Source organism: Streptomyces sp. NPDC053750 (assembly GCF_044544295.1).
Lineage (GTDB): Bacteria > Actinomycetota > Actinomycetes > Streptomycetales > Streptomycetaceae > Streptomyces.
In genome coordinates this window covers 568003-592262 of sequence record NZ_JBITXB010000003.1, presented here as the reverse complement: position 1 = coordinate 592262, position 24260 = coordinate 568003, and the positions used below count along the sequence as shown (strand labels likewise).

The following is a 24260-nucleotide window of genomic DNA, read 5'->3' as shown; positions in this document are numbered from 1 at the left end:
CGCCGGAACTTTTCGCAGATTTTCAGAGAGGTACCCATCATGAGCACGCTCCCCAAGGTCGCCTGGATCGGTCTCGGCATCATGGGCTCCCCCATGTCCGAGAACCTGATCAAGGCGGGTTACCAGGTCACCGGCTTCACCCTGGAGCAGGAGAAGCTGGACCGGCTGTCCGCCGCCGGCGGCACCGTGGCCGGCTCGATCGCCGAGGCCGTGCGCGACGCCGACGTCATCGTCACCATGGTGCCCGCGTCGCCCCAGGTCGAGGCCATCGCCTACGGCCCCGACGGCATCCTGGAGAACGCGAAGTCCGGCGCGCTGCTGGTCGACATGTCCTCGATCACCCCGCAGACCTCGATCGATCTCGCGAAGGCCGCCAAGGACAAGGGCATCCGCGTCCTGGACGCCCCGGTCTCCGGCGGCGAGGCCGGCGCCATCGAGGCCGTGCTGTCCATCATGGTCGGCGGTGAGCAGGCCGACTTCGACGAGGCCAAGCCGCTCCTGGAGGCGCTCGGCAAGACCATCGTGCTGTGCGGTCCGCACGGCTCGGGCCAGACCGTGAAGGCCGCCAACCAGCTGATCGTCGCCGTGAACATCCAGGCGTGCGCCGAGGCCGTGGTCTTCCTGGAGAAGTCGGGCGTGGACCTGAAGGCCGCCCTCGACGTCCTCAACGGCGGCCTGGCCGGCTCGACCGTGCTGACGCGGAAGAAGGACAACTTCCTGGCCCGCGACTTCAAGCCGGGCTTCCGCATCGACCTGCACCACAAGGACATGGGCATCGTCACCGACGCCGCCCGCAACGTGGGTGCCGCGCTGCCGGTCGGCGCCGTGGTCGCCCAGCTGGTCGCGTCCCTGCGCGCCCAGGGCGACGGCGGCCTGGACCACTCGGCCCTGCTGCGGGCCGTGGAGCGCCTGTCCGGCGCCCAGCTCTGACCGCGGGCACCTCATGAGACCTCCGGGCGGCGCCGCCGCTGACACCTGTCCTGTCGCGCCCGAGCGGCGGCGCCGCCCGGAACCCACTTCAACAAACTGTTGACGTGTCCGATACCCGAACTTAGGCTCCACGAAGCGGAAACAGGTTTCCGCTGACCCCTCGCACGGAAGGTCCCCGATGTCGCAGCGCGTGCTCACGACAGAGTCCGGCGCCCCGGTCGCCGACAACCAGAACTCCGCCTCCGCCGGCATCGGCGGCCCCCTCCTCATTCAGGACCAGCACCTCCTGGAGAAGCTCGCCCGCTTCAACCGCGAGCGCATCCCGGAGCGCGTGGTGCACGCCCGCGGCTCCGGCGCCTACGGCCACTTCGAGGTGACCGACGACGTCACCGACTACACGCACGCCGACTTCCTGAGCACCGTCGGCAAGCGCACCGAGGTCTTCCTGCGCTTCTCCACCGTGGCCGACTCGCTGGGCGGCGCGGACGCGGTCCGCGACCCGCGCGGCTTCGCGCTGAAGTTCTACACCGAAGAGGGCAACTACGACCTCGTCGGCAACAACACCCCGGTGTTCTTCATCAAGGACCCGATCAAGTTCCCCGACTTCATCCACTCGCAGAAGCGCGACCCGTTCTCGGGCCGCCAGGAGCCGGACAACGTCTGGGACTTCTGGTCGCACTCCCCCGAGGCCACGCACCAGGTGACCTGGCTGATGGGCGACCGCGGCATCCCGGCGTCGTACCGCCACATGGACGGCTTCGGCTCGCACACCTACCAGTGGACGAACGCCAAGGGCGAGTCGTACTTCGTCAAGTACCACTTCAAGACGGACCAGGGCATCCGCTGCCTGACCGCCGACGAGGCCGCGAAGCTGGCGGGCGAGGACCCGACCTCGCACCAGACGGACCTGGTGCAGGCGATCGAGCGGGGCGTGTACCCGTCCTGGACGCTGCACGTGCAGCTGATGCCGGTGGCCGAGGCGGCGAACTACCGCTTCAACCCGTTCGACGTGACCAAGGTGTGGCCGCACGGCGACTACCCGCTCAAGCGGGTGGGCCGGCTGGTGCTGGACCGCAACCCGGACAACGTCTTCGCCGAGGTCGAGCAGGCCGCGTTCTCCCCGAACAACTTCGTTCCGGGCATCGGCCCCTCCCCCGACAAGATGCTCCAGGGCCGCCTGTTCGCCTACGCGGACGCGCACCGCTACCGCCTGGGCGTCAACCACACCCAGCTCGCGGTGAACGCCCCGAAGGCGGTGCCCGGCGGCGCGAACAACTACGGCCGCGACGGCTTCATGGCCGCCAACGCGCAGGGCCGCGGCGCCAAGAACTACGAGCCGAACTCCTACGAGGGCCCGGTCGAGACCGGCCGCCCGCTGGCCGCCCCGCTCGAGGTCTCCGGCCACACCGGCACCCACGAGGCGCCGCAGCACACCAAGGACGACCCCTTCTTCCAGGCCGGTGAGCTGTACCGCCTGATGTCCGAGGACGAGAAGCAGCGTCTGGTGGCGAACATCGCCGGCGGTCTGTCCCAGGTCTCCCGCAACGACGTGGTCGAGCGGAACCTCGCGCACTTCCACGCCGCCGACCCGGAGTACGGCAAGCGCGTGGAGGAGGCGGTCCGCGCCCTGCGCGAGGACTGATCCACCAGCTCGCGCACGGCACCCGGCGGGGAGGCCGGAACCGTGTGCGCGGCCTGCGAAGGCACCGGAGCGGCCCGGATGAGGGGTGGCCGCCCGGTGTCGGCGCGGGCAGGGCGAGGACCGCGGCGGCCTGCGAGCCAGTGCGGTGGTGAAAGGCCCGGAGCTGCTCCTACGACCTGAGGGGAGCAGCGTCCGGTCCCGTCGCACCGCCGCGGTCCCAGCCACACCCGCCTCTGCACCGAAGAGGCCCGAAGACTCCGTCCGGCGGCGCGAACGACCTGTCGCGCCCAGCCTCGCGCCGCCGGACGGTCACCATGTGAAGAACCTTCACCGGCTGAGAAGCGGGGGGGGGGGGGGGGGGGGGGGGCGCGGCGGCGGGGGGGGGGGGGGGGGGGGGGGGGGGGGGGGGGGGGGGGGGGGGGGGGGGGGCCCGGCCCGCCCCCCCCCCCCCCCCGCGCCCCCCCCCCCCGCCCCCCCCCCCCCCCGGCGGGCCCGGCGGGGGGGGCCCCCGCCCCCCCCCCCCCCGCTTCTCGGCGTTTCCGCTTCCCGGCGTTCTTCGGCGTCCCGGGGTGCGGATTCCCGGCCGCCGCAGCAGCCTGAAGTCATGGCACCTCCCACCACACCCCCACCGGAGCACCCGCACATCGTGGTCCACGCCCCGGCCCTCGACGGTTCCCGCCGGGTCACCTCCGGCGACGAGACACTGGGCGTCGCCTCGCACGTCGACGACGTCGCCGAGATGCTGCGACTGGCCGACCTGTACGTGACCGACGTCGAGGAGAGCGAGCTGGTCGAGTGGCAGGGCGGCGGCCCGGACGAGTGGCCGGGACTGCACGAGCACCACGAGGGCTGACGCGGGCGTAGGCACCCCCGTCGGCGGGCACATCCCCTGACACACGGGGGGTGAGGCGATGGACGGTGCCACGGAGATCGGATGGGAGCCGCACGAGGTCGCGCTGCTGGGCGGCGGGCCGCCGGGCGCGGTCACGGTGGCGGTGGTCGCCCTGCACCTGAAGGGCGCCGTCGAGACCGGCCCGCGCAGGACGCTGTGCGCGACGGGGCCGGAGCCGGAGGAGCTGGGTCCGTTCGCGGGGACGGTGCTGGACTCTCTGCGCGTGCCGCTCACCGCCCGGGAGCTGGTCCGGCACCCCGACGTGCGCCTGGCGGTGGCCCTGACGCGCATCCCGCTCGCGGAGGAGGGGTTGCTGCGCTATCCCCGTCTGGGGCCGACCCGCGGCGCCCGCCGGCAGGTGGAGTTCTGGCGGGCGCGGCACCCGCTGCCGGCGGTCAGGCACGGGCTGTCGGACGACGACACGCTGCTCGCGGTCGCCCTGCACGGCGATGCCGCCCTGCGCCTGCTCCTGCCGCGCTTCGCCCTGCGCGCCGGGCTGATGAACCCGGCCGCCCCGGCCGATGGAGGGCGCTTCTCCCTGGGCCGGGGCAGGTTCCTGAGGTGGCGCGACGAGTACGAGGACTCGGTCACGGGCGACTGGGGCCCGGGCCACGGGGACCACGCGGGCAGCTGCGGCGGGGGCGGCGGGGACTGAGCGACCCCGGGCATGCGCGAGGGCGGCCCGTCGGTGACGGACCGCCCTCGTTACGTGCTGTACGGATCAGGCCTTCAGCGTCCTGACGGCCGTCGGGGCGTGCCCGGGCTCGGTCGCCAGCTCCTCGAACTCCACGACGTTGCTGATGTCGTTGGTGCCCGACATGGAGATGTTGGTGACGCGCTCCAGGATCGCCTCGACGACGACCGGCACCTGGTGCTCGGCGGCGAGCTTCTTGGCCTGCTCCAGGGCCGCGCCCAGCTCGTTCGGGTCGGTCACCCGGATCGCCTTGCAGCCCAGGCCCTCGGCGACCTTGACGTGGTCGACGCCGTAGACGCCCAGCTCGGGCGAGTTGATGTTCTCGAACTCCAGCTTGACCTGGAAGTCCATGTCGAACCCGCGCTGCGCCTGACGGATCAGGCCCAGGTAGGAGTTGTTGACCAGGACGTGGACGTAGGGGATCTTGTGCTGCGCGCCGACGGCCAGTTCCTCGATCATGAACTGGAAGTCGTAGTCGCCGGAGAGCGCCACGACCTGGGCCTCGGGGTCGGCCTTGGCGACGCCGAGCGCGGCCGGGACGGTCCAGCCGAGCGGGCCGGCCTGGCCGCAGTTGATCCAGTGCCGCGGGCGGTAGACGTGCAGCATCTGGGCGCCGGCGATCTGCGAGAGGCCGATGGTGGAGACGTACCGGGTCTCCGGGCCGAAGGCCTTGTTCATCTCCTCGTAGACGCGCTGCGGCTTGATCGGGATGTCGTCGAAGTGCGTACGGCGCTGGAGGGTGGCCTTGCGCTCCTGGGCGGAGGCGGCCCACGCGGAGCGGTCGGGCAGCTTGCCGGCCGCCTTCAGCTCCTTGGCGACCTCGACGAACAGCTCCAGCGCGGCCTTCGCGTCGGAGGCGATGCCGTAGTCCGGGGCGAAGATCTTGCCGATCTGGGTCGGCTCGACGTCGACGTGGACGAACTTCCGCCCGGCGGTGTAGACGTCCAGCTTGCCGGTGTGGCGGTTGGCCCAGCGGTTGCCGATGCCGAGGACGAAGTCCGACTCCAGGAAGGTCGCGTTGCCGTAGCGGTGCGAGGTCTGCAGGCCGACCATGCCGGCGTTCAGCTCGTGGTCGTCGGGCAGCAGGCCCCAGCCCATCAGGGTCGGCACGACCGGGGTGCCGGTCAGCTCGGCGAACTCCACCAGCAGATCGGCGGCGTCGGCGTTGATGACACCGCCGCCGGCCACGATCAGCGGGCGCTCGGCGGCGCCCAGCATGCCGATCGCCTTCTCGATCTGGGCGCGGGTCGCGGCCGGCTTGTAGACCGGGAGCGGCTCGTAGGTCTCGGGGTCGAACTCGATCTCCGTCATCTGGACGTCGATCGGCAGGTCGATCAGGACCGGGCCGGGGCGGCCGGAGCGCATCAGGTGGAACGCCTGCTGGAAGACGCCGGGGACCTGCGCGGCCTCCAGGACGGTGACGGCCATCTTGGTGACCGGCTTGGCGATCGAGGCGATGTCGACGGCCTGGAAGTCCTCCTTGTGGATCACCGCGGTCGGCGCCTGGCCGGTGATGCACAGGATCGGGATCGAGTCGCCGATCGCCGAGTACAGACCGGTGATCATGTCGGTGCCGGCCGGACCGGAGGTGCCGATGCAGACGCCGATGTTGCCGGGGTGGGTCCGGGTGTAGCCCTCGGCCATGTGCGAGGCGCCCTCGACATGGCGGGCGAGGGTGTGGTTGACGCCGCCGGAGGCCTTGAGCGCCGCGTAGAAGGGGTTGATCGCCGCGCCCGGCACACCGAACGCGTCGGTGACGCCCTCGCGCTTGAGGATCTCAACTGCCGCTCGGGCAGCGGTCATACGAGCCATCGAGTACTCCTGCTCCGGCTGTCGGATTCGCACGCCCGTCGCGCCCCGCGGTGAGCTCTTCCGTAGCAACTTCCGTATAGCGAAATTTGATTTCTACGATCTGGAAGTAATGTAAGTGGGCGGCCGAGGGCCGTCAAGAGAGGACGATGGGGCCATGTCCGAGACCATCTCGGTGTGCTGCACCGCCTGCGGGCGCCGGCACCGCTACACGGCACCGTCGTATCCCTGCGCGTGCGGGGCGCCCGTCGCCCCGGCGCTCGATCCGCGCCGGGCCGCGTCCGCGGTCACCCACCGGGCCTGGGACGAGGAGTGGATCGGCGTGCGCTGCGGGGCCTGCGGGACGGAGGGCCGGTGGCCGCGGCCGGAGCTGGGCTGTCCGTGCGGGACGGTGCTGTGCGTGCCGGTGGACCACGCGGCGACGGGCCGCACCGGCCGCACCCCCGGCTCCCGGGTGCCCGCCCACCGGGCCGTCCCGATCCGCACGGCCCGCGACGCGGTCACCGCGGCCGTCCTGTATCTGCGCGGACTGGGCCACCGGGACGTCCGCCGCGCCGACCAGCGGCCCCTCTCCGGCATCGGACTGGCCGCACCGGGCATCGTGGTCCAGGTGGATCCGACGGTGGCCCCGGCCTCGGTGCGGGACGTGGAGTGCCTGTGGCTGACGGCCATGGCGGAGTCCGCGAGCTGCGTCTACTTCTCCCTCGCCGGGTACGCCGAGGACGCCCGCGCCCGCGCCGACCTGCTGGGCGTTCCGCTCTTCGTCCTCGACCGCACGGGCGTGGCGCGCCCGGAGAACGCGCCGGCCGTGGCGCTGGACGCCACGGCCGGGTGAGTGGTCGCTCCGTACGGTCTACGCGCCGTACCGCTCCCGCAGCTCCACCTTGCGCACCTTCCCCGAGACGGTCATCGGGAAGGAGTCCAGGAGCTGGAGGCGGCTGGGCACCTTGTAGTGGGCCAACTGCCCGTCGCAGTACGCCCGCAGCTCCTCCAGGGTGAGCGGGTCGGCCGCGTCGCGCGGGACGACGCAGGCGAGGACCTCCTCCCCGTAGCGCTCGTGCGGTACGCCGACGACCTGGACGTCCGCGATCTTCGGGTGGGCGTAGAGGAACTCCTCGACCTCGCGCGGGTAGATGTTCTCGCCGCCCCGGATGATCATGTCCTTGATGCGGCCGACGATCTCCACGTAGCCGTCCTCGCGCATCACCGCGAGGTCCCCGGTGTGCATCCAGCGGCCCTCGTCGATCGCCTCGGCGGTCTTCTCGGGCTCCTCCCAGTAGCCGAGCATCACGCTGTAGCCGCGGGTGCGCAGTTCGCCGGCGTCGCCGCGGGGCACGGTCACGCCGGTGACCGGGTCGACGACCTTGACCTCGATGTGGGGCAGGACGCGGCCGACGGTGCCGGTGCGGTGTTCGAGGTCGTCGTCCATGCGGGTCTGCAGGGAGACCGGGGAGGTCTCGGTCATGCCGTAGCAGATGGAGACCTGCTCCATGTGCATCTCGGCGACCACCCGTTTCATCACCTCCACCGGGCAGGGCGAGCCCGCCATGATGCCGGTGCGCAGGGAGGTGAGGTCGTAGGACGCGAAGTCGGGGTCGTTCAGCTCCGCGATAAACATGGTCGGGACGCCGTAGAGGGACGTGCACCGCTCCCGCTGCACCGCCTCCAGCGTGGCCTTCGGGTCGAAGGAGGGGGCGGGGATGACGATGCAGGCGGCGTGGGAGGTGGCGCCCAGGTTGCCCATGACCATGCCGAAGCAGTGGTAGAAGGGCACCGGCAGACACACCCGGTCCAGCTCCGTGTAGCCGACCGTACGGCCCACCCAGTAGCCGTTGTTGAGGATGTTGTGGTGGGAGAGGGTGGCGCCCTTGGGGAAGCCGGTCGTGCCGGAGGTGTACTGGATGTTGACCGGGTCGTCGCAGCTCAGCTCGGCGGCGATGAGCTCGACCCGCTCCTGCGGCACCGACGCCGCGCCCGCCGTCAGCGCGTCCCAGGACGGGTCGCCGATGTAGACGGTCTCGCGCAGTGCGGGGCAGCGGCCGCGGACCCGGTCCACGATCGCCCGGTAGTCGCTGCTCTTGTGGGCGAGGGAGGCGATCAGCACGGTGATGCCGGACTGCTTGAGGACGTACTCCAGCTCGTGGGCCCGGTAGGCCGGGTTGACGTTCACCATGACGGCGCCGATGCGGGCGGTGGCGTACTGGACGAGGACCCACTCGGGGCAGTTGACCGCCCAGATGCCGACCCGGTCGCCCCTGGTGACGCCCTTCGCGAGCAGGCCGCGCGCCACCTCGTCGACGTCCGCGCCGAACTCGGCGTACGTCCAGCGCCGTCCGGACGGGACGTCGACCAGGGCCTCGCGGCCCGGGTGGGCGGTGATCGCTCGGTCGAGGTTGGCGCCGATGGTGTCGCCGAGGAGGGGGGTCTCACTGGTGCCGTGGGCGTAGGAGAGTGCGGTCACCGGAAGTCCTCCTCGCGGTACTCGTGCGCGGAACCGGCCGCCGTGGCCTCGCGGAGCTCGATGCGGCGGATCTTGCCGGAGACGGTCTTGGGGAGATCGCCGAACTCCAGGCGGCGGACGCGCTTGTAGGGGGCGAGGGCCTCGCGGGAGTGCTCGAAGAGCACCTTCGCGGTGTCCGGGCCCGGCTCCCAGCCCGCCGCCAGCACGATGTACGCCTTCGGTACGGCGAGGCGCAGCTCGTCGGGGGCCGGTACGACGGCGGCCTCGGCGACCGCCTCGTGCTCCAGCAGCGCGCTCTCCAGCTCGAAGGGGCTGATCTTGTAGTCGCTGGCCTTGAAGACGTCGTCGGCCCGGCCCACGTAGGTCAGGTACCCGTCCTCGTCGCGCGCGCCGATGTCGCCGGTGCGGTAGTAGCCGTCGGCCATCGCCTCCGCCGTGCGGTCGGGGTCGCCGTGGTAGCCGGTCATCAGGCCGACGGGACGGTCGGACAGGTCGAGGGCGATCTCGCCCTCGACGGCGCCGGGGGCGCCGGTGACCGGGTCCAGGAGTTCGACGCGGTAGCCGGGGCTGGGGCGGCCCATGGAGCCGGTCTTGAGGAGCTGGCCGGGGCTGTTGGAGACCTGGACGGCGGTCTCGGTCTGCCCGAAGCCGTCCCGGATGGTCACGCCCCACGACCGGCGGACCTGTTCGATCACCTCGGGGTTGAGCGGCTCACCGGCGGCGACGACCTCGCGGGGCGGGGTGGCGAGCCGGGTCAGGTCGGCCTGGATGAGCATCCGCCACACCGTCGGCGGGGCGCAGAAGGTGGTCACGCCGGCCCGGTCCATCTCGGCCATCAGCCGGGGCGCGTCGAACCGCGTGTAGTTGTACAGGAAGACGGTCGCCTCGGCGTTCCACGGCGCGAACAGGTTCGACCAGGCGTGCTTGGCCCAGCCGGGCGAGGAGATGTTCAGGTGGACGTCGCCGGGCTTCAGGCCGATCCAGTACATGGTCGCCAGGTGGCCGACGGGGTACGAGACGTGGGTGTGCTCGACCAGCTTGGGACGGGCCGTGGTGCCCGAGGTGAAGTAGAGCATCAGCGGGTCGGCGGCGGCGGTGGGGCCGTCCGGGGTGAAGTCGTCGGAGGCCGTGTACACGTCCGCGTACGGCCGCCAGCCGGCCGGCGTCGTGCCGCCGACCGCGACACGGGTGTAGTCGCCGGGCACGTCGGCGAACTTGCCGGTGTCCTCGGTGCGCACGATCACGTGCGCGACCCGGCCGCGGTCGACGCGGTCGCGGAGGTCGGCGGGGCCGAGCAGCGGGGTGGCCGGGATGACGACGGCGCGCAGCTTCATCGCCGCGAGCGCCGTCTCCCACAGTTCGGCCTGGTTGCCGAGCATGACGAGGATGCGGTCCCCGGCGCCGACGCCCCACGCGCGCAGCCGGTTCGCGACGCGGCCGGAGCGGGCGGACATCTCGGCGAAGGAGACGCGGACCTCCGTGCCGTCCTCCTCGACGATGTGCAGGGCGGGGCGCTCGTTGCCCTCGGCGATGACGTCGAACCAGTCCAGCGCCCAGTTGAAGTGGTCGGGGCGGGGCCAGGTGAAGCCTCCGTGGGCGGCGGTGTAGTCGTCGCGGTGTTCCAGCAGGAAGTCCCGTGCGCTGCGGAACAGCTCCGTGGCCGTCGTCGTCATCTGTCCTCCTTCGTGCCGGACCTTGCCGGGCGGCTCTGCCATCGTGTAGTCCGTGATGCACGTCTCACTACCCCCGAACGGGGGGACAGGCGCGAGGGAGAGGGCGAACGGGTGGCGACGGACGCGGCCGACGTGGTGGAGATCCGCAGCGCGCTGATGCGGCTGCGGCGCACGACCGGGCTGCCGGTCGCCTTCGGCGGTCTGGTGGAGTCCGGCCGGCAACGGGTGCGCATCAGCGAGCTCAGCGGCACCGCCACGACCGCGCTCCGCGCCCTCGCGGTGACCTCGGGCAACGGCCTGGGCGGCAAGGCGGTGGCGCTCACCCGGCCGTGCGCCGTCACGGACTACTCGGTCTCCCGGCAGATCAGCCACGAGTACGACCTCCCCGTCGCCGCCGAGGGCCTGCGCTCCGTGGTGGCGGTGCCGGTGGTCGTACGGCGCCGGGTGCGCGGCGTGCTGTACGGCGCCCTGCGCACGGCGCAGCCGCTGGGCGACCGCACGCTGAGCGCGGCGGTGGAGGCGGCGCGGGACGTGGAACAGGCGCTGGTGCTGCGGGACGAGGCGGGCGGGCTGCTGGCGGCGGCGCGGCCGGATCCCGCCCGTGACCCGGCGGACGGCGCGTCGTGGGAGCAGGTACGGGAGGCGCACGCGGCGCTGCGGGCGCTGGCGCCCCGGATCACGGACCCGGCGCTGCGGGACGAACTGCTGCGCGCGTGCGGGCTGCTGGCGGCGGGCGGCGGACCCGACCAGGGGGTGCGGCTGGCGCCGCGCGAGGTGGACGTGCTGGCCTGTGTGGCCGCGGGGGCGACGAACGCGGCGGCGGCCGAGCGGCTCGGGGTGGGGCCGGAGACGGTCAAGGGGTATCTGCGGTCGGCCATGCGCAAGCTCGGGGCGCGGACCCGCACGGAGGCCGTGGTCGCCGCGCGGCGGGCGGGGCGGCTGCCGTAGCGCTGCCGCACGGGGGGCGGAGTTCCGGTGCCCTTTGTTGTCTTCGGTCTCACCGGCTGTTCTCGCCGCCTTGTTGTTTCCCTCACCTCGTCGCCCGCCTCGTCTCCCTTCCGGAATGCAATGGGCGGTTGCCTAATATTGGCCCGGACGCGACATACGGAGGGGAGCGGTCACCGTGCCACGGGACTTCGCGGGGTCTGCCGGGTGCCGCTCCGACCTGGTCATCGGGCGGGAGGACTCGTTCGGCGCGGCGCGTGACCAGCTCGCCCGGGGCGGCAGTGTGCTGCTGCACGGGCCCGCGGGAATTGGAAAGTCGACGGTGCTGCGCGCCCTGGCCGCGGAATATGCCGGCCCGGTGCACACGGTGTTGCGCTGCTCGGCCACCGAGTCCGAATCGCATCTCCCCTTCCTCGCCCTCGCCGACCTGCTGGGGCCGGCCCTGGACGAGGTGTCGGACGCGCTGCCCGCCGCGCAGCGCACCGCGCTGGAGTCGGCGCTCACGGGCCGCGGCGAGTCCACGCTCCAGCGGGACGGGCTGGTGCTGCGCCTGGCCGTGCTGTCCGCGCTGCGCGCGCTCGCCGTCGCCGGGCCGGTTCTGGTCGTCGCCGACGACCTCCAGTGGCTCGATCCGGCCAGCGCCGAGCTCCTCGGCTTCGCCGCCCGCCGCCTGGGCGAGACCCCGGTGCGGCTGCTGTGCGCGGTACGGACCGAGGGACCGGACACGGAGGGCGCGGAGTACGACCGTCATCTGCGCGCGTCCCCGCCCGACACCCGCGCGGTCCGGCTCGGCCCGCTCACCCGCGCCCAGGTCTCGACGCTGCTCTTCGAACGCGGCTACGCGGGCCTGCCCCGCTCCACCGTCCGCGACATCCACCGCACCAGCGCCGGCAACCCCCTGTTCGCCCTGGAGCTGGGCCGGGCGCTGGCCGAGAGCCCCACCCCGCCCAGGCCGGGCGAGCCGCTGCCGGTGCCGACCTCGCTGCGGGCCCTGGTCCTCTCCCGCCTGGAGATGCTGTCGGGCGAGGCGCGCCGCACGCTCCTGGTGGCCAGCGCGGGCGCCCGTCCCACGCCGGCCCTGCTGCACGCGGCCGGCCGGGAGAACGCCGAGGCCGAGACCGCCCAGGCGGCCGAGCTGGGGCTGCTGGCGACCGACCCGGAGGACCCGGCCGTACGGTTCGCGCATCCGCTGATCTCGGCCGCGCTGTACGCCGAGGCGCCGGCGCCGGAGCGGCGGGCCGCGCACGCCGCGCTGTCCACGGCGGCGTCCGATCCGATCGAGCGGGCCCGGCACCTGGCCCTCGCCACCACCGGCACCGACCCGCAGGTGGCGGCCCGGCTGGCGGAGGCGGCCGCGCTGGCCCGGGACCGCGGGGCGCCGTCGGTGGCCGCCTCGCTGGGCCTGCTCGCGGCCCGGCACACCCCGGCGGACAGCGACCCGGGGCCGGACGAGCGCCGGCTCCAGGCCGCCGAGGACGCGATCACCGCCGGCGAGGCGGACCTCGCCCGGGACATCGCCCGCGAGGTGCTGACGCGGGCTGGCGCGCCCGGTGAGCGGGTGCGGGCCTGGATGGTGGTGATCGAGGCGGCCGGGCAGGCCATCGGCGACGTCGACGCCGTGTTCCCCCAGGCCCTGGCCGACGCGGGCGACGACCCCCGGCTGCTCACGCTGGTCCACTACCAGCTGGCCTGGCGTTCCCTGGTGGTCCAGGGCGATTTCGCGCAGGGCCGTCAGGAGGCCGCGCACGCGGCGCGGCTGGCGGCACGGGCCGGGGACCGGCGCGCCGAGCTGCTCGCGTTGGCGTTCCAGGCGCAGGCCGAGACGCTGATGGGGCACCCGGACGCCCCGGCGACCATCCAGCGGGCGCTTCAGGAGCCGCAGGATCCGCGGGTGGCCTGCCACCACAACGGGGCGGGTTCGAGCAGGTTCCGGTGGCTGGTGATGAGCGACCGGCTGGCCGAGGCGCGGACCACCGCCACCGCCCTGCTGCGCGAGGTCAGGCGGCGCGGCATGGCCGAGAGCGAGGTCCACTACCTGCGTTTCCTCGCCGAGACCGAGCTGCACTCCGGGCACTGCGGCCGGGCCCTGGAACTCGCCCGGGAGTCCTTGACGCTGGCCCGGGACGCGGGCATCGGCGAGGGGGCCGGCGCGATGCAGGCCGCGCTCGCCGAAGCCGCCGGCGGTGACGTGGAGCGGGCGCTGGCGCTGGCGCGGGAGGCGGTGCGGCGGGCCGAGGAGGACGGCGACGCCGTCTACCTCTCCCGCACCCTGGCCGCGCTCGGCCACGCCCACCTGGTGGCGGGCGACGCGGGGGCCGCCGTGCACACGCTGCGCCGGGTGCGGGAGCTGGAGGCCGGGGCGGGCATCACCGACCCGGCGCGGGGACGGTGGCAGGGCGACCTCGCCGAGGCGCTGGTGCGGACCGGCGAGCCGGCCGAGGCGCAGGACGTCATCGAGGTCACGCGCGCCCATGCGCTGCGGCTCGGCCGCGAGAGCGTGCTGGCCGTGCTGGACCGGGCCGAGGCCCTGGTGCGGGCGGCGCGGGGCGACCACCGGGCCGCCGTCACGCGGTTGACGTCGGCGCGGGAGCGGCTCGCCGGGCTCGGCTACGGTCTGGAGGAGGCACGGGCCGCCTTCGCGCTGGCGGCCCTGCACGCGTCCCGGCCCGGGCGGGCGCCGGTGTCCGAGTCCTACGACGAGGCGGCGCGGCTGTTCCGGCGCTGCCGGGCGCTGCCCTGGCTGCGGCAGGTGGAGGCGGCCGTCGCCGCGCAGGACGCCGGAGGGGCCCCGGCGCGGGCCGCCGTGCCGGACGTCCTGGTGGGCCTCGCCCCGATGGAGCGCCGGGTGGCCTCGCTCGTCATGGAGGGCGCCACCAACCGGGAGATCGCCACGCGTCTGTTCGTCAGCGTCAAGACCGTCGAGGCGACGCTGACCCGCGTCTACCGCAAGCTCGGGATCCGGTCCCGGGTCGACATCGTCCGACTGGCGGCGGGCCGCCGCCCCGGGTGAACCGCAGGCGGCCCCGCAGGGAGCCCACGGCCGGGTCCACCGCTGCCGTACCGAGGGTTATCCCTGCCCAACTCCGTTAGGGGCTTCCCTCATTGGGTGGCCCGTACCGCCGGTTCTAGCGTGTGCACATGCCGCTCGCCCGGGCATACGGGGGTCTGTCCCGAGGCCCCCGTGCTTCCCCTCACGCCCCTGCGGATCACGGACGCGGCCCCGCCCGGGCAGGTTACCTGCCCTCCTGAGCAACCCTCAGGCGAAAGACCGGGGGGCGTTGCGAGCCTCCACGAGCGGCCCGCAACGCCCCCTCTCCAGAGCCGCTGTCCGCGAGGGCGGTGATTGCCGTGCGGGCGCCTGGGCACCCGGGGGCACTGTGCACGGACGAGACAGAATCCTGGTGACCGGCTGGTTCAGCTTCCTGCACGGGGAGGCGACCGCCGGGGACGTGCTGGCGCTGCGGCGGGTGGAGGACGTACTGCGAGGCGCCGGGCTCGCGTACGACGTCGTGTGGAGCCCCGGGTTCCGGGCGGACGGGACGCACTTCGCGGACGTGGACCCGGCGGCGTACGCGCGGCTGGTCTTCGTGTGCGGGCCGGCGCACGGCCCGCAGGTCGAGGAGTTGCACCGGCGGTTCGCGCACTGCGTGCGGGTCGCCGTCGGCGTGTCCGTCGTCGACCCCGCCTCCCCGGCCGTGACCGGCTTCCACCGGGTGCTCGCGCGGGACGGTTGCGACGCCGGGCCGAGCGTGGACCTCGCGGCCCGCGCGCCCGCGCTGCCCGCCCGGCCGGTCGTCGGGGTGGTCCTCACCCACGGGCAGCACGAGTACGGGGGCCGGCGACGGCACGAGGAGGTCGGCGCCGAGCTGACGCGCTGGCTGGCCGGCAAGGACTGTGCCCGGCTGGAGCTGGAGACCCGGCTCGACGCGCACGACTGGCGGCTGTGCGGCACGCCGGCCCAGTTGGAGGCCGTGCTGGCCCGCCTCGACCTGGTCGTCACCGACCGGCTGCACGGCATGGTCCTGGCGCTGCGGGCCGGGACGCCGGCGCTGGCGGTGGACCCGGTCGCGGGCGGCGCGAAGGTGACGGCGCAGGCCCGTGCCTGCGGCTGGCCGGCGCTGGTGGCCGCCGAGCGGCCGGCGGACGGGGGGCTGGAGGGGCTGCTGGAGCACTGGTGGCAGTGGTGCCTGACCGACGGGCGGGCCGAGGCCGCGCGGATCGGCGCCGGCTTCCGGGCGGCGGACGCGGCCGCGGACGCCGCGGACGGTCTCGTGGCGGCGCTGGAGGCTCAGGGGGCGCAGGGGGCGCGGCCGGCCGGTTAGGGCAGGTGCCGCGGTGCCGCGGGTCTTCCTGCGGCCGGCCCCGCGTCCCCTCGGCGCGGGGCCGGCCAGTCCGGTGGTGTGCGGTGGGGTCAGCCCGTGTAGCTGCGGGCCGTCGACCCGCGCTGGGCGGGTTCCAGTGCGCGCAGACGTGCCTCGACCTGCGGCGGCAGCACCCGGCGTTCGCGCAGCACCCACGGCAGGGCGGCCGTCGCCTCGGCGAAGGCCCGCAGGGACGCGAGGTCGCGGGGCACGGTGCGGGCCAGGTGGAGGGTGCGGCGCAGGGCGGGGCCGGCCGGGCGGCGCAGCCAGGTGAACCACAGGGTGTTGCGGATGCCGTGCGCCCGCCTCAGCGTCGAGTCCCGGACCGCCGAGGGATGGTGATGGATCGTCAGGTGGTCGGCGTACGTCAGCCACCAGCCGTCCGCCGCCAGGTCGGCGGCGAGCAGTTCCTCCTCCCCGCCCAGCCACAGCCGGGGGTGGAAGCCGCCGGCGGCCCGGAAGGCGTCGGTGCGCAGTACGGTCGCGGCGGCCAGGAAGGAACCCAGGGCCGGCCCGGGGAGCCAGTCCGGGCGGGGCACGGGCGAGTCGCGCAGTTCCTCGACGATCGGGTCCTCGGTGCCGTCCGGTTCGACGAGGATCCGGGCGGTGACCGAGCCCACCGCAGGGTGCCGGTCCAGCAGGTCGGCCGCCCCGGACAGGGAGCCCGGCGCCCACCAGGAGTCGTCGTCGCAGAAGGCGACGTAGGGCGTACGGACCTGACGGACCGCCAGGTTGCGGCCCACGGCGCCGAGGTTGCGGCCGGGGCGCAGGAGCCGTACCCGGGGGTGGTGGCGGGCGACGGCGGAGGCGGTGCCGTCGGTGGAGGCGTTGTCGGTGACGATCACCGGGGGCTTTTCGGGGAGGGCGGCGAGGTGGTCGAGGGTGCGCAGGAGTTCGGGGCGCCGGTTGTGGGTGATGACGACGACGGTGGTGCGGGTGTCCGTCACGGGCTCGCTCCGTCCGCTCCGTGCGGTTCATGCGCTCCGTTCACTGCGTCGAGGAGGCGGGCGGCGCGCTCCACGTGCGGGGGCAGTGGTCTGCGGGCGCGCAGGGCGGCGGGCAGGCGGGTGAGCGTCTCGCGCAGGGCGCGCCGGGCGTGCGGGTCGTGGCGGGCCTCGGCGGCGAGGCCACGGGTGCGGGCGAGCGCGTGGGGCAGGGGGCGACGCAGCCAGGCGGTGAGCAGTTCGTTGCGGCGCACGACGGCCGGGCGGTCGGTGCGCGGGCCGGGGTCCGGGTGGTGGTGGGCGACCACGTCGGGGCAGTGCGTGACGCCCCAGCCGCGGGCGGCGAAGTCGTAGGCGAGCAGGGTCTCCTCGGCGCCGAAGAAGAGCAGGGGGTGGTAGCCGCCGACGTCGAGGTAGGCGGTGCGGCGGGCGACGGCGGCGCAGCCGAGGAAGCCGAGCACCTGGGTGCCGGGGAGGTCGGTGGCCGGGCCGAGGGGCGAGTGGGCGAGCAGGTCGTTGAGCGGGTCCGGGGCGTCGGACGGGCCGACGAGGGTGCGGGCGGAGAGCAGGCCGAGCCGGGGGTGCGCGTCGAAGTGCCGGGCCGCGGCGGCGAGGGCGCCGGGCGCCCACCAGGAGTCGTCGTCGCTGAACGCCACGTACGGGGTGTCGAGGGCGCGGACGCCGTCGGTGCGGGCGAGGGCGCCGCGGTTGAACGGCAGGGAGACGACGCGGACCTGCGGGAAGTCGCGGGCCAGCATGGCGCGGGTGTCGTCGGTGGAGGCGTTGTCGACGACGAGGACCTCGGGCCGCTCGGGCAGGGCGAGCAGGTGCCGGACGGTCCCGGCCAGGCTCGCGCTGCGATTGCGGGTGGCGATGACGACGCCGACGGGGGCGGGTTTCGTGGGATCGGCGTGGGACCGCTCGCGGGCGCCGGCCGGGCCGAGGTGCGTGGCGTGGTTCATGGGGCCTCTTCCTGGGCGTCCAGGGCGTCCAGGGTGGCGAGTGCCTCCAGGACGTCCTCGGTGGTGATCCGCAGCAGCGCGGGGTCCGTCTCGTGGCCGTGCGGGTCGCCGTCCGGGCCCGGGTGCCACAGGGCGCGGTGGCGGGGGTGGTCCGGCGGGCCCCAGCGGCTGGGCGGGACCGGGCCGAAGAGGGTGACGGAGGGGGTGGCGTGGGCGACGGCGAGGTGGGCGATGCCGGTGTCGCCGCTGACGACGGCACGGGCGTGGGCCACCAGGGCGGCCAGGCGGTGGTGGGGCAGGCCGCCGCCGAACACGTCCGTGTCCGGCAGGTGGGCGAGCTTGGCCAGCCGCGCCACCAGGTCCGCCTCGTCCGCTCCCCCGGTGACGACGACCCGGCGTCCCCGTGCGCGCAGCGCCTCGGCGACGGCCGCGTACCGGTCCACCGGCCAGCAGCGGGAGGGGGCGCCGGCACCGGGGTGCAGTACGACGGCGCCGGGGGCCGGGGAGGGCTGGGGCGGGTGGGGCAGCCGCAGGTCGGTGGGGTCGGCGTCGATGCCGTACGCCCGCAGCAGCCGGCACCAGCGGTCGCGTTCGTGCTCCTGCGCGTACCAGGGCGGGCCGTCCACCTCGGGCGTCTGCGGGTGCGCGAACGCCAGCAGTTTCAGCGGGCGCAGGCGCATCAGCAGGCGGTGGCTGGGCGGTCCGTTGCCGTGCAGATCGACGGCGACGTCGGGGGGCGGCCCGGTCCAGTCGAGGGTGCGCGGGACGGCACGGCCGGGCTCGGCGGCGGGCAGCACCCGGTCCACGGCACCGCTCGCCGCGGCGACGGGCGCCAGCTCGGCGGGGGCGGCCAGCACCAGCTCGTGCCCGGGGTACGCACGACGCAGCGCGCGCAGCGCGGGCACCCCGGCGAGCAGGTCCCCGAGCCCGAGCGCCCGCAGAACGAGCACCCGGGGCCGCGCCCCGCCGTTCCCCTGGCGCTGCCCCGGCTCGCGGGCGGCGAACGCCGGGTGCGCGTCGGACGGGTGCGCGTCGGGCGGATGCGCCATCCCGGGGGACGGCGGATGCACGGGATCCCCGGTCACGGGCCCGCCGGCCGACCCGGGGGCCGCGGAGCCACCCGCCCGACCGACGCCGTCGGACGGCGTCCCACCGTGCACCCCACCACCGACCACCGGCACCACGCGGCCCACGCCATCACGCACCGACCCGGCCGACACGGGGTGCGCGGAGCCACCCTCCCGGCCGACGCCGTCGGACGGCGTCCCACCGTGCACCCCACCACCGACCACCGCCACCACGCGGCCCACGCCATCACGCACCGACCCGGCCGACACGGGGTGCGCGGAGCCACCCGCCCGACCGACGCCGTCGGACGGCGTCCCACCGCGCACCCCACCACCGACCACCGCCACCACGCGGCCCACGCCATCACGCACCGACCCGGCCGACACGGGGTGCGCGGAGCCACCCTCCCGGCCGACGCCTCCCGAGGGCATCACACCCCCGTGCACCCCACCACCGACCACCGCGAACACGCCACCCGCGCCCGGCGCACCACGCGCCGACCCACCCGACGGCGAGGGCACCGGGGCGCCCTTCGCCGGGCCGAATGCGGCCGCATGGCCCGCGCCGCCGTCCGGCCTGCACGGGGCGCTCACCGTCACGGGCCCCGGGGCCCGTGCGTGCCGGGTCATCGGACCCTCGTGGCCGCGCGGGCCATCAGGGCCGTGGAGGAGCGGCCGTCGAGGTAGGGCAGGAGGACGGCCTGGCCGCCCCACTCCTGGAGGAGGGCTGCCTCGGGGAGGTCGGCGCCCGCGTAGTCGCCGCCCTTGACCCAGACGTCCGGGCGCAGGTCGCCGAGGAGGCGCTCGGGGGTGTCCTCGTCGAAGACCGCGACGGCGTCCACGCAGGCGAGGGCGCCGAGGACGCGGACCCGGTCGGCGAGGGGGTTGACGGGGCGGCCGTCGCCCTTGCGGCGGCGTACGGAGGCGTCGGAGTTGACGCACACGACCAGGCAGTCGCCGAGCCGACGGGCGGCCTGGAGGAGGCCGACGTGGCCGGCGTGCAGCAGGTCGAAGCAGCCGCCCGCGGCGACGACCGTGCCGTGCTGGGCGCGGACGCGGGCGGCGAGGGCGTGGGGGTCGTCGGTGTCGGACGCCCGCGCCGGCGCCGGGCCGGAACCCGCCGGCGGCAGCGTGCCCGCTCCCCCGGCGGCGACGAAGGCGGTCGCGGCGCCCACCGCGCCCTCGACGGCCTCCCCCACCAGCGCCCCGTCGGCGAGCAGCCCGGCGGCGGTGGCGGCGAACCGGTCGCCCGCGCCGCAGGAGTCGCCGTGGTGGGCGGCGGGCGCGGGCACGAGCAGCGGGTGTTCGCCGTACGACAGCAGGGCGCCGCGCGCGCCGAGCGTCACCGTCACCGCGGCCACCCGCCAGTCCCGTACGAGGGCGGCGGCGTCCAGCGCGGCGGCGCGCAGACCGGCGTCGAGGTGGCCGCCCCGCGGCGCGAAGCCGTGCGCCTCCTTCTCGGCCGGGGTCACCAGCCGGGTGCCGGGGACCGGCGGGCCCCCGCGCGGGTGCGGGTCCCAGACCAGCGGCGGGCGCGCGGCCAGCACGTCGCGCAGGGCGTCCGCCGCGCCGCGGCCGTAGTCGGAGACCAGGACGGCCCGGGCGGAGCGCAGCGCGTCGCGGGCCTCGTCCGTGGCCTCGCGGGCGCGGCCGCCGCCCCGGTCGAGGCGGACGACGGGACGGCCCTGCGCCAGGACGCGGGTCTTCTCGGGCAGTGCTCCGGTGAGCGGGAGCGGGATCAACGTCAGCCAGGGGGCGAGCAGTTCGCGCAGGGCCTCGCTCGCCGGGTCGTCGCCCGCGCCCGTGACCAGCGTGACCTCGCGGCCGTCGCGGGCGGCGAGGTACGCGGCGAGCGCGGCGCCGCCCGGGCGTACGCGCTCGGCGCACTCCGACACGACCGGCACGGGGGCGTCGGGGGCCAGCCGGTCGGCGGAGCCGGTGAGGTCGCGGTCCAGCAGGGCGTCGCCGACCACGACCAGGGGGGTCCTGTCAGCCATGCGCGCCTGCACCTCCGCCCCGTACCCCCGGGTCCAGAGCCGCGTCGAAGGCCGCGCAGATCATGTGCACGGCGACCAGGTGGATCTCCTGGACGGTGGCCGTCGAGGGGGCCTCCACGCACAGGGACTCGTCGCTGCCCGCCATGAGGGGGTTGGGGGCGCAGCCGGTGAGCGCCCACACCCGTACCCCGGCGGCCCGCGCGGCGTCCGCCGCGGAGAGCAGGTTGGCGCTGGCGCCGCTGGTGGACAGCAGCATCAGGATGTCGCCCTCGCGGCCGTGGGCGCGCACCTGGCGGGCGAAGACCTCGTCGACGCCGTAGTCGTTGGCGATGGCGGTCGTGGAGGACGTGTCGGCGTGCAGGGCGATGGCGGAGAACGGCGGCCGGTCGTCGCGGTAGCGGCCGACGAGTTCGGCGGTCAGGTGCTGGGCCTGCGCGGCGCTGCCCCCGTTGCCCGCGGCGAGCAGCCGGCCGCCGCCGCTCAGGACGGTCGCGAGCCGGTCGCCCCAGCGCTGGGTGATGTGCGCGGAGGCGCGGAAGGCGTGCAGCGCGTCCTGGAGTTCGTCGCAGTGCCCGACGACGGGCGGGTGCACGGTCATCACGCCACCTCCTTCGCCAGTTCGTGGTCGGCGAGGGTCAGGCGGTAGACCTGTTCCGCGCCGTCGGCGACGCGCGCCCAGGTGTAGTACCGCAGGACGCGTTCGCGGCCGTTCCTGCCGTACTGGCGGCGCAGCCGTTCGTCGGCGAGGAGTTCGCGGACGGCGTCCGCGATGGCCCCGGGGTCCTGCGGGGGGACCAGGCGGCCGGTGATGCCGTCGGCCACGGAGTCGCGGTGACCGCCGACGTCGGTGGCGAGGACGGGGACACCGCACGCCATCGCCTCCAGGGGCACGATGCCGAACGGCTCGTAGACCGGCGTGCACAGCACCAGGTCGGCGCTGCGGAGCAGGGCGGGCATGTCGTCCGGGTCGACCGCGCCGAGCAGCCGGACCCGGTCGGCGACGCCGACGCGGTGGGCGATCCCGGTCAGGCGCCGGGCCTCGGGGTCGGCGTCCAGGTCGCCGGCCGGCGGACCGCCCGCGACGAGGAGTTCGGCGTCGGGGACGTGGGCGAGGGCGCGGACGGCCTGGTCGTAGCCCTTGCGGGGGACGAGCCGCCCGCACGCGAGCAGCCGGTGCGGCCGGTGCCGCTCGGGGGTGCGGCCGGTGTCGGCGGCGGGGTGGAAGTGCTCGGTGTCCACGCCGCAGGGCACCACGGACACCTGCCGGGGCGGGACGCCCATGTCGCCGAGTTCGACGACCTCGTCGGTGCAGGTGGCCAGGACCCGTTCGCAGGCGCGGCCGAGCTGCCGTTCGATGCCGATGCGCTCGTACGGGCTGGTGTCCCGCAGGCCCTGGTGGCGCCGCTTGACGGTGCCGAGGGCGTGGAAGGTCTGCACGAGGGGGATGCCGTGCGGCCCCGCGCCGATCTGCGAGGCCATCCCGGACATCCAGAAGTGGGCGTGCACGACGTCGGGCCGCTCCCGGGCCCAGGCGCGGGCCAGGTGGGCGCCGAAGGCGGGCATGTACGGGAAGAGTTCGTCCTTGGGGACGGGCCGGGGTGGCCCGGCCGGCACGTGCTCGACGACCGCCCCGCCGGGCAGCGGCACCCGGTCGGGCAGGTCGAGGGCGTCCCGGCGGGTGTAGACCGTGACGTGGTGGCCGCGCCCCGCCAACTCCTCGGTGAGGCGGGCCACGTAGACGTTCTGTCCACCGGCGTCGACGCCGCCGAGCGCGGCGAGGGGGCTCGCGTGCTCGGACACCATGGCGATCCTCATCGGGTCACCTCCTTCAGCAGCCGCTCCCAGTCGTCCAGGAAGCGGGACAGCCCGTAACGGGTCAGGGCCGCCGCACGGGCCCCGTCGCCGACGGTCCGCGCGTGCAGCGGGTCGGTGAGGAAGTCGCGTACGGCGTCGGTCAGTACGTCGATGCGGTTGGAGACCACTCCGGCGCCCGGGGGCACGGCCTCGGTCACCTCGGTGGTGGCGAGCGCGACCACGGGCATGCCGAGGTGCATGGCCTCCAGCAGGGACAGGCCCAGGGAGGTCCAGCGCACGGGGTGGACGTAGACGCGGCGGCGGGCCAGCTCGGTGTGCAGGGCGCTCTGGGGGACGTCCTGGGTGCGGCAGCGGGCGGGGTCGACGCCGATGTGCTCGGCGAGGCCCTCGGTGCGCATGCCGAACACGTCGAGCGGGGCGGCGCGGGCGAATTCCGGCAGCAGGTCGGTGCCGGTCGTACGTCCGCGCCGGATCGGCTCGTTGACGACGACGGCCGCCCGGTCCAGCTCGCCGGTCCAGCGGTGGCCGGGGTCGACGATGCCGTGCTCGATGACGGTCGTGGGCGTCGGTCCGGCGTCCCACATCAGCCGGTTGAAGTGGGTGACGTGGACGAGGGTGACGCCGGGGATGCCGGCGGCGGGGTGGCGGGTGTGGGGCACGTCGCCGTCGGGGGCGTTGTGCTCCAGGTACACCAGCGGGGGACGGCGGCCGAGCCACCGGTCGACCAGGTCGAGTTCGTGCGGGCGTTGGAGGATCACGACGTCGACGTCCTCGTCCCGCAGCCGCTCCGGGGGCACTTCGACGACCGAGTCGGGCCAGTCCCAGGTGCGGGCGCGGCCGAGGCCGTCGGGGCCGCGGTCCGGGGTGACGGGGACGAGGCAGGTGTGCGGTCCCTGCACGAAGGCCGTGGTCCACGACCCGTGCACGTGCCAGATGAGGATCCTCATGTCGTCTCCCCCATGAGCTTCTCGACGGCGGCGGCCACGTCGGTGGCGGTGACGGTGTTGAGGCAGGGATGGCCGGGGACGGGGCAGTCCCGGGCCCTGGTGCCGGCGCAGGGCGCGTCCTGGTCGCCGAGCAGGAGGTAGGGGACGCCGTACGGCCGCCAGCGCTCGGCGGGTACGACCGGGGCGAACAGGGACACGATCGGGGTGCCGACGGCCGCGGCGAGGTGGGCGGGCGCGGTGTTGCCGGTGACGACGACGCGGGCGCCCGCGAGGACGCCGGACAGTTCGGGGGCCTCGGTGCGGCCACCCAGGTCGGTGCCGTACCGGCCTGCGACGTACGCGGTGAGGTCGCGCTCGTCGGGGCCGCCGGTGACCAGTACGCGGTGCCCGGCGGCGGCCAGTTCGCGCACGGCCTCGGCGCTGCGTTCGGGGCTCCAGGCGCGGGCGGGGACGCTGGCGCCGGGGTGGAGTACGACGTAGGGGCCGGGTCCGGTGAGGGCGTCGGTGGGGGGCGGGGGGTGCACGCGGAGCCGTCCGTCGTCGGTCCGGGGGAACCCGGCCGCCTCGGCGAGGTCGAGCGCGGCCTCGGCCTCGTGGGCGTGCGGGGCGCGCCGGTGGCGCAGGTCGAGCAGGGAGCCGGGGTAGTCCACGCTGTCCGCGGCGATGTGCCGGACGCCGGCGAGGCGCAGCACCAGGGCGGTGGGCAGCGGGGACTGGTGGAAGGAGGTGAGGATCAGCGCGGTGTCGGCGTCGATCCGGTCCACCAGCGCGTCGATGTCGGCCCGGCTGACGTCGGGCGGCCGGAACCCGCCCCAGGGCGCGTCCCAGACCAGCACCTCGTCCACGCCGGGCAGCAGCCGGGCGGCGGGCGCGCCGCGCGATCCGCAGAGCAGCGTGACGTGATCGGCCCGCGCGGCCACGGCCCGCACGGCGGGCCCGGCGAGCAGTACGTCGCCGAAGCTGTCGAGCCGACTGACGAGCGCCTTCATCGCTGCCTCCCACGAGAGCCGACGACGGAACCCGCCGGGGCCGCCTCGGGGTCAGGAGCACCCTGATCACCATCGGCGGCGAAGCCGCGCGCCTCCGTCGGGGTCGGACGGGCCCGCTCCCGGCCGGTGACG

Annotated in this window: 19 protein-coding genes; 8 read left to right on the top strand and 11 right to left on the bottom strand. The window is 75.1% G+C overall.

Annotation, left to right across the window (positions count from 1 at the left end; translation table 11 throughout):
- The first annotated feature begins 39 nt into the window (after positions 1-39).
- From ACIGO6_RS12010 to ACIGO6_RS11995, 4 genes are all read left to right on the top strand, one after another.
- Positions 40-930, top strand: a complete 891-nt coding sequence (locus ACIGO6_RS12010; protein WP_399874664.1) for a 2-hydroxy-3-oxopropionate reductase — start codon at positions 40-42, stop codon at positions 928-930.
- Positions 931-1108: 178 nt separating this feature from the next.
- The gene (locus tag ACIGO6_RS12005) at positions 1109-2572 is read left to right on the top strand and encodes a catalase (protein ID WP_399874662.1); all 1464 of its coding nucleotides are present in this window, start codon (positions 1109-1111) and stop codon (positions 2570-2572) included.
- A 604-nt stretch (positions 2573-3176) separates the two neighbouring features.
- On the top strand, positions 3177-3425 hold the full coding sequence (locus ACIGO6_RS12000; protein WP_399874660.1) for a hypothetical protein: 249 nt from the start codon (positions 3177-3179) through the stop codon (positions 3423-3425).
- A 58-nt stretch (positions 3426-3483) separates the two neighbouring features.
- Entirely contained in the window at positions 3484-4119 is a 636-nt protein-coding gene (locus tag ACIGO6_RS11995) for a TIGR04222 domain-containing membrane protein (protein ID WP_399874659.1), read from the top strand.
- Between the two features lie 66 nt (positions 4120-4185).
- Here ACIGO6_RS11995 and gcl read toward each other — a convergent pair whose 3' ends face one another.
- Complete coding sequence (gene gcl / locus ACIGO6_RS11990; RefSeq protein WP_399874657.1) at positions 4186-5970, bottom strand: glyoxylate carboligase; 1785 nt, start codon at positions 5968-5970, stop codon at positions 4186-4188.
- 154 nt (positions 5971-6124) lie between these two features.
- On the opposite strand from gcl, the gene ACIGO6_RS11985 reads away from it, so the two are divergent.
- Entirely contained in the window at positions 6125-6802 is a 678-nt protein-coding gene (locus ACIGO6_RS11985) for a hypothetical protein (protein WP_399874656.1), read from the top strand.
- A gap of 18 nt (positions 6803-6820) precedes the next feature.
- Here the strand turns inward: ACIGO6_RS11985 and ACIGO6_RS11980 are convergent, their stop codons facing one another.
- A complete protein-coding gene (locus tag ACIGO6_RS11980) occupies positions 6821-8428 on the bottom strand; it encodes an AMP-binding protein (RefSeq protein ID WP_399874654.1) in 1608 nt (535 codons plus the stop codon).
- Positions 8425-10101 (bottom strand): AMP-binding protein, encoded by a 1677-nt coding sequence (locus ACIGO6_RS11975; protein WP_399874652.1) that lies wholly within the window; start codon positions 10099-10101, stop codon positions 8425-8427. The genes ACIGO6_RS11980 and ACIGO6_RS11975 overlap by 4 nt, the downstream gene beginning before the upstream one ends.
- 111 nt (positions 10102-10212) lie before the next feature.
- Here ACIGO6_RS11975 and ACIGO6_RS11970 point away from each other — a divergent pair, with 111 nt between their 5' ends.
- The 3 genes from ACIGO6_RS11970 to ACIGO6_RS11960 all read left to right on the top strand — a co-directional run bounded on the left by ACIGO6_RS11970 (position 10213) and on the right by ACIGO6_RS11960 (position 15368).
- Positions 10213-11049 carry a response regulator transcription factor gene (locus tag ACIGO6_RS11970; RefSeq protein ID WP_399874650.1) on the top strand — a complete coding sequence of 279 codons (837 nt, stop codon included), beginning with the start codon at positions 10213-10215 and terminating at the stop codon, positions 11047-11049.
- A 175-nt stretch (positions 11050-11224) separates the two neighbouring features.
- On the top strand, positions 11225-14056 hold the full coding sequence (locus ACIGO6_RS11965) for an AAA family ATPase (RefSeq protein ID WP_399874649.1): 2832 nt from the start codon (positions 11225-11227) through the stop codon (positions 14054-14056).
- A gap of 391 nt (positions 14057-14447) precedes the next feature.
- Complete coding sequence (locus tag ACIGO6_RS11960) at positions 14448-15368, top strand: polysaccharide pyruvyl transferase family protein (protein ID WP_399874647.1); 921 nt, start codon at positions 14448-14450, stop codon at positions 15366-15368.
- Between the two features lie 89 nt (positions 15369-15457).
- Here the strand turns inward: ACIGO6_RS11960 and ACIGO6_RS11955 are convergent, their stop codons facing one another.
- The 8 genes from ACIGO6_RS11955 to ACIGO6_RS11920 all read right to left on the bottom strand — a co-directional run bounded on the left by ACIGO6_RS11955 (position 15458) and on the right by ACIGO6_RS11920 (position 24128).
- Entirely contained in the window at positions 15458-16354 is an 897-nt protein-coding gene (locus ACIGO6_RS11955) for a glycosyltransferase family 2 protein (protein WP_399874645.1), read from the bottom strand.
- Positions 16351-17313, bottom strand: coding sequence for a glycosyltransferase family 2 protein (locus ACIGO6_RS11950; protein WP_399874643.1), 963 nt, complete (start codon positions 17311-17313; stop codon positions 16351-16353). Before ACIGO6_RS11950 ends, ACIGO6_RS11955 begins: the two co-directional genes overlap by 4 nt.
- Positions 17310-18362 carry a glycosyltransferase family 9 protein gene (locus ACIGO6_RS11945; RefSeq protein ID WP_399874641.1) on the bottom strand — a complete coding sequence of 351 codons (1053 nt, stop codon included), beginning with the start codon at positions 18360-18362 and terminating at the stop codon, positions 17310-17312. The genes ACIGO6_RS11950 and ACIGO6_RS11945 overlap by 4 nt, the downstream gene beginning before the upstream one ends.
- 644 nt (positions 18363-19006) lie before the next feature.
- Complete coding sequence (gene rfaE2 / locus ACIGO6_RS11940; RefSeq protein ID WP_399874639.1) at positions 19007-20377, bottom strand: D-glycero-beta-D-manno-heptose 1-phosphate adenylyltransferase; 1371 nt, start codon at positions 20375-20377, stop codon at positions 19007-19009.
- Positions 20370-20975 carry an SIS domain-containing protein gene (locus tag ACIGO6_RS11935; RefSeq protein WP_399874638.1) on the bottom strand — a complete coding sequence of 202 codons (606 nt, stop codon included), beginning with the start codon at positions 20973-20975 and terminating at the stop codon, positions 20370-20372. Before ACIGO6_RS11935 ends, rfaE2 begins: the two co-directional genes overlap by 8 nt.
- Positions 20975-22192: a glycosyltransferase family 4 protein gene (locus tag ACIGO6_RS11930; protein WP_399874636.1), complete on the bottom strand. Its 1218-nt coding sequence runs from the start codon at positions 22190-22192 to the stop codon at positions 20975-20977. The genes ACIGO6_RS11935 and ACIGO6_RS11930 overlap by 1 nt, the downstream gene beginning before the upstream one ends.
- Entirely contained in the window at positions 22189-23139 is a 951-nt protein-coding gene (locus ACIGO6_RS11925; protein WP_399874635.1) for a glycosyltransferase, read from the bottom strand. The genes ACIGO6_RS11930 and ACIGO6_RS11925 overlap by 4 nt, the downstream gene beginning before the upstream one ends.
- Positions 23136-24128: a glycosyltransferase family 9 protein gene (locus ACIGO6_RS11920; protein ID WP_399874633.1), complete on the bottom strand. Its 993-nt coding sequence runs from the start codon at positions 24126-24128 to the stop codon at positions 23136-23138. The genes ACIGO6_RS11925 and ACIGO6_RS11920 overlap by 4 nt, the downstream gene beginning before the upstream one ends.
- Positions 24129-24260: the final 132 nt, after the last annotated feature.

What these genes read in the sequence shown, in the direction of transcription:
- ACIGO6_RS11935 (WP_399874638.1), bottom strand. Translation starts at nt 20,975, where the DNA reads ATGACCGTGCACCCGCCCGTCGTCGGGCACTGCGACGAACTCCAGGAC.
- ACIGO6_RS12005 (WP_399874662.1), top strand. Translation starts at nt 1,109, where the DNA reads ATGTCGCAGCGCGTGCTCACGACAGAGTCCGGCGCCCCGGTCGCCGAC.
- ACIGO6_RS11925 (WP_399874635.1), bottom strand. Translation starts at nt 23,139, where the DNA reads ATGAGGATCCTCATCTGGCACGTGCACGGGTCGTGGACCACGGCCTTC.
- rfaE2 (WP_399874639.1), bottom strand. Translation starts at nt 20,377, where the DNA reads ATGGCTGACAGGACCCCCCTGGTCGTGGTCGGCGACGCCCTGCTGGAC.
- ACIGO6_RS11985 (WP_399874656.1), top strand. Translation starts at nt 6,125, where the DNA reads ATGTCCGAGACCATCTCGGTGTGCTGCACCGCCTGCGGGCGCCGGCAC.
- ACIGO6_RS12000 (WP_399874660.1), top strand. Translation starts at nt 3,177, where the DNA reads ATGGCACCTCCCACCACACCCCCACCGGAGCACCCGCACATCGTGGTC.
- ACIGO6_RS11975 (WP_399874652.1), bottom strand. Translation starts at nt 10,101, where the DNA reads ATGACGACGACGGCCACGGAGCTGTTCCGCAGCGCACGGGACTTCCTG.
- ACIGO6_RS11920 (WP_399874633.1), bottom strand. Translation starts at nt 24,128, where the DNA reads ATGAAGGCGCTCGTCAGTCGGCTCGACAGCTTCGGCGACGTACTGCTC.
- ACIGO6_RS11950 (WP_399874643.1), bottom strand. Translation starts at nt 17,313, where the DNA reads ATGAACCACGCCACGCACCTCGGCCCGGCCGGCGCCCGCGAGCGGTCC.
- gcl (WP_399874657.1), bottom strand. Translation starts at nt 5,970, where the DNA reads ATGGCTCGTATGACCGCTGCCCGAGCGGCAGTTGAGATCCTCAAGCGC.
- ACIGO6_RS12010 (WP_399874664.1), top strand. Translation starts at nt 40, where the DNA reads ATGAGCACGCTCCCCAAGGTCGCCTGGATCGGTCTCGGCATCATGGGC.
- ACIGO6_RS11995 (WP_399874659.1), top strand. Translation starts at nt 3,484, where the DNA reads ATGGACGGTGCCACGGAGATCGGATGGGAGCCGCACGAGGTCGCGCTG.
- ACIGO6_RS11945 (WP_399874641.1), bottom strand. Translation starts at nt 18,362, where the DNA reads ATGGCGCATCCGCCCGACGCGCACCCGTCCGACGCGCACCCGGCGTTC.
- ACIGO6_RS11930 (WP_399874636.1), bottom strand. Translation starts at nt 22,192, where the DNA reads ATGAGGATCGCCATGGTGTCCGAGCACGCGAGCCCCCTCGCCGCGCTC.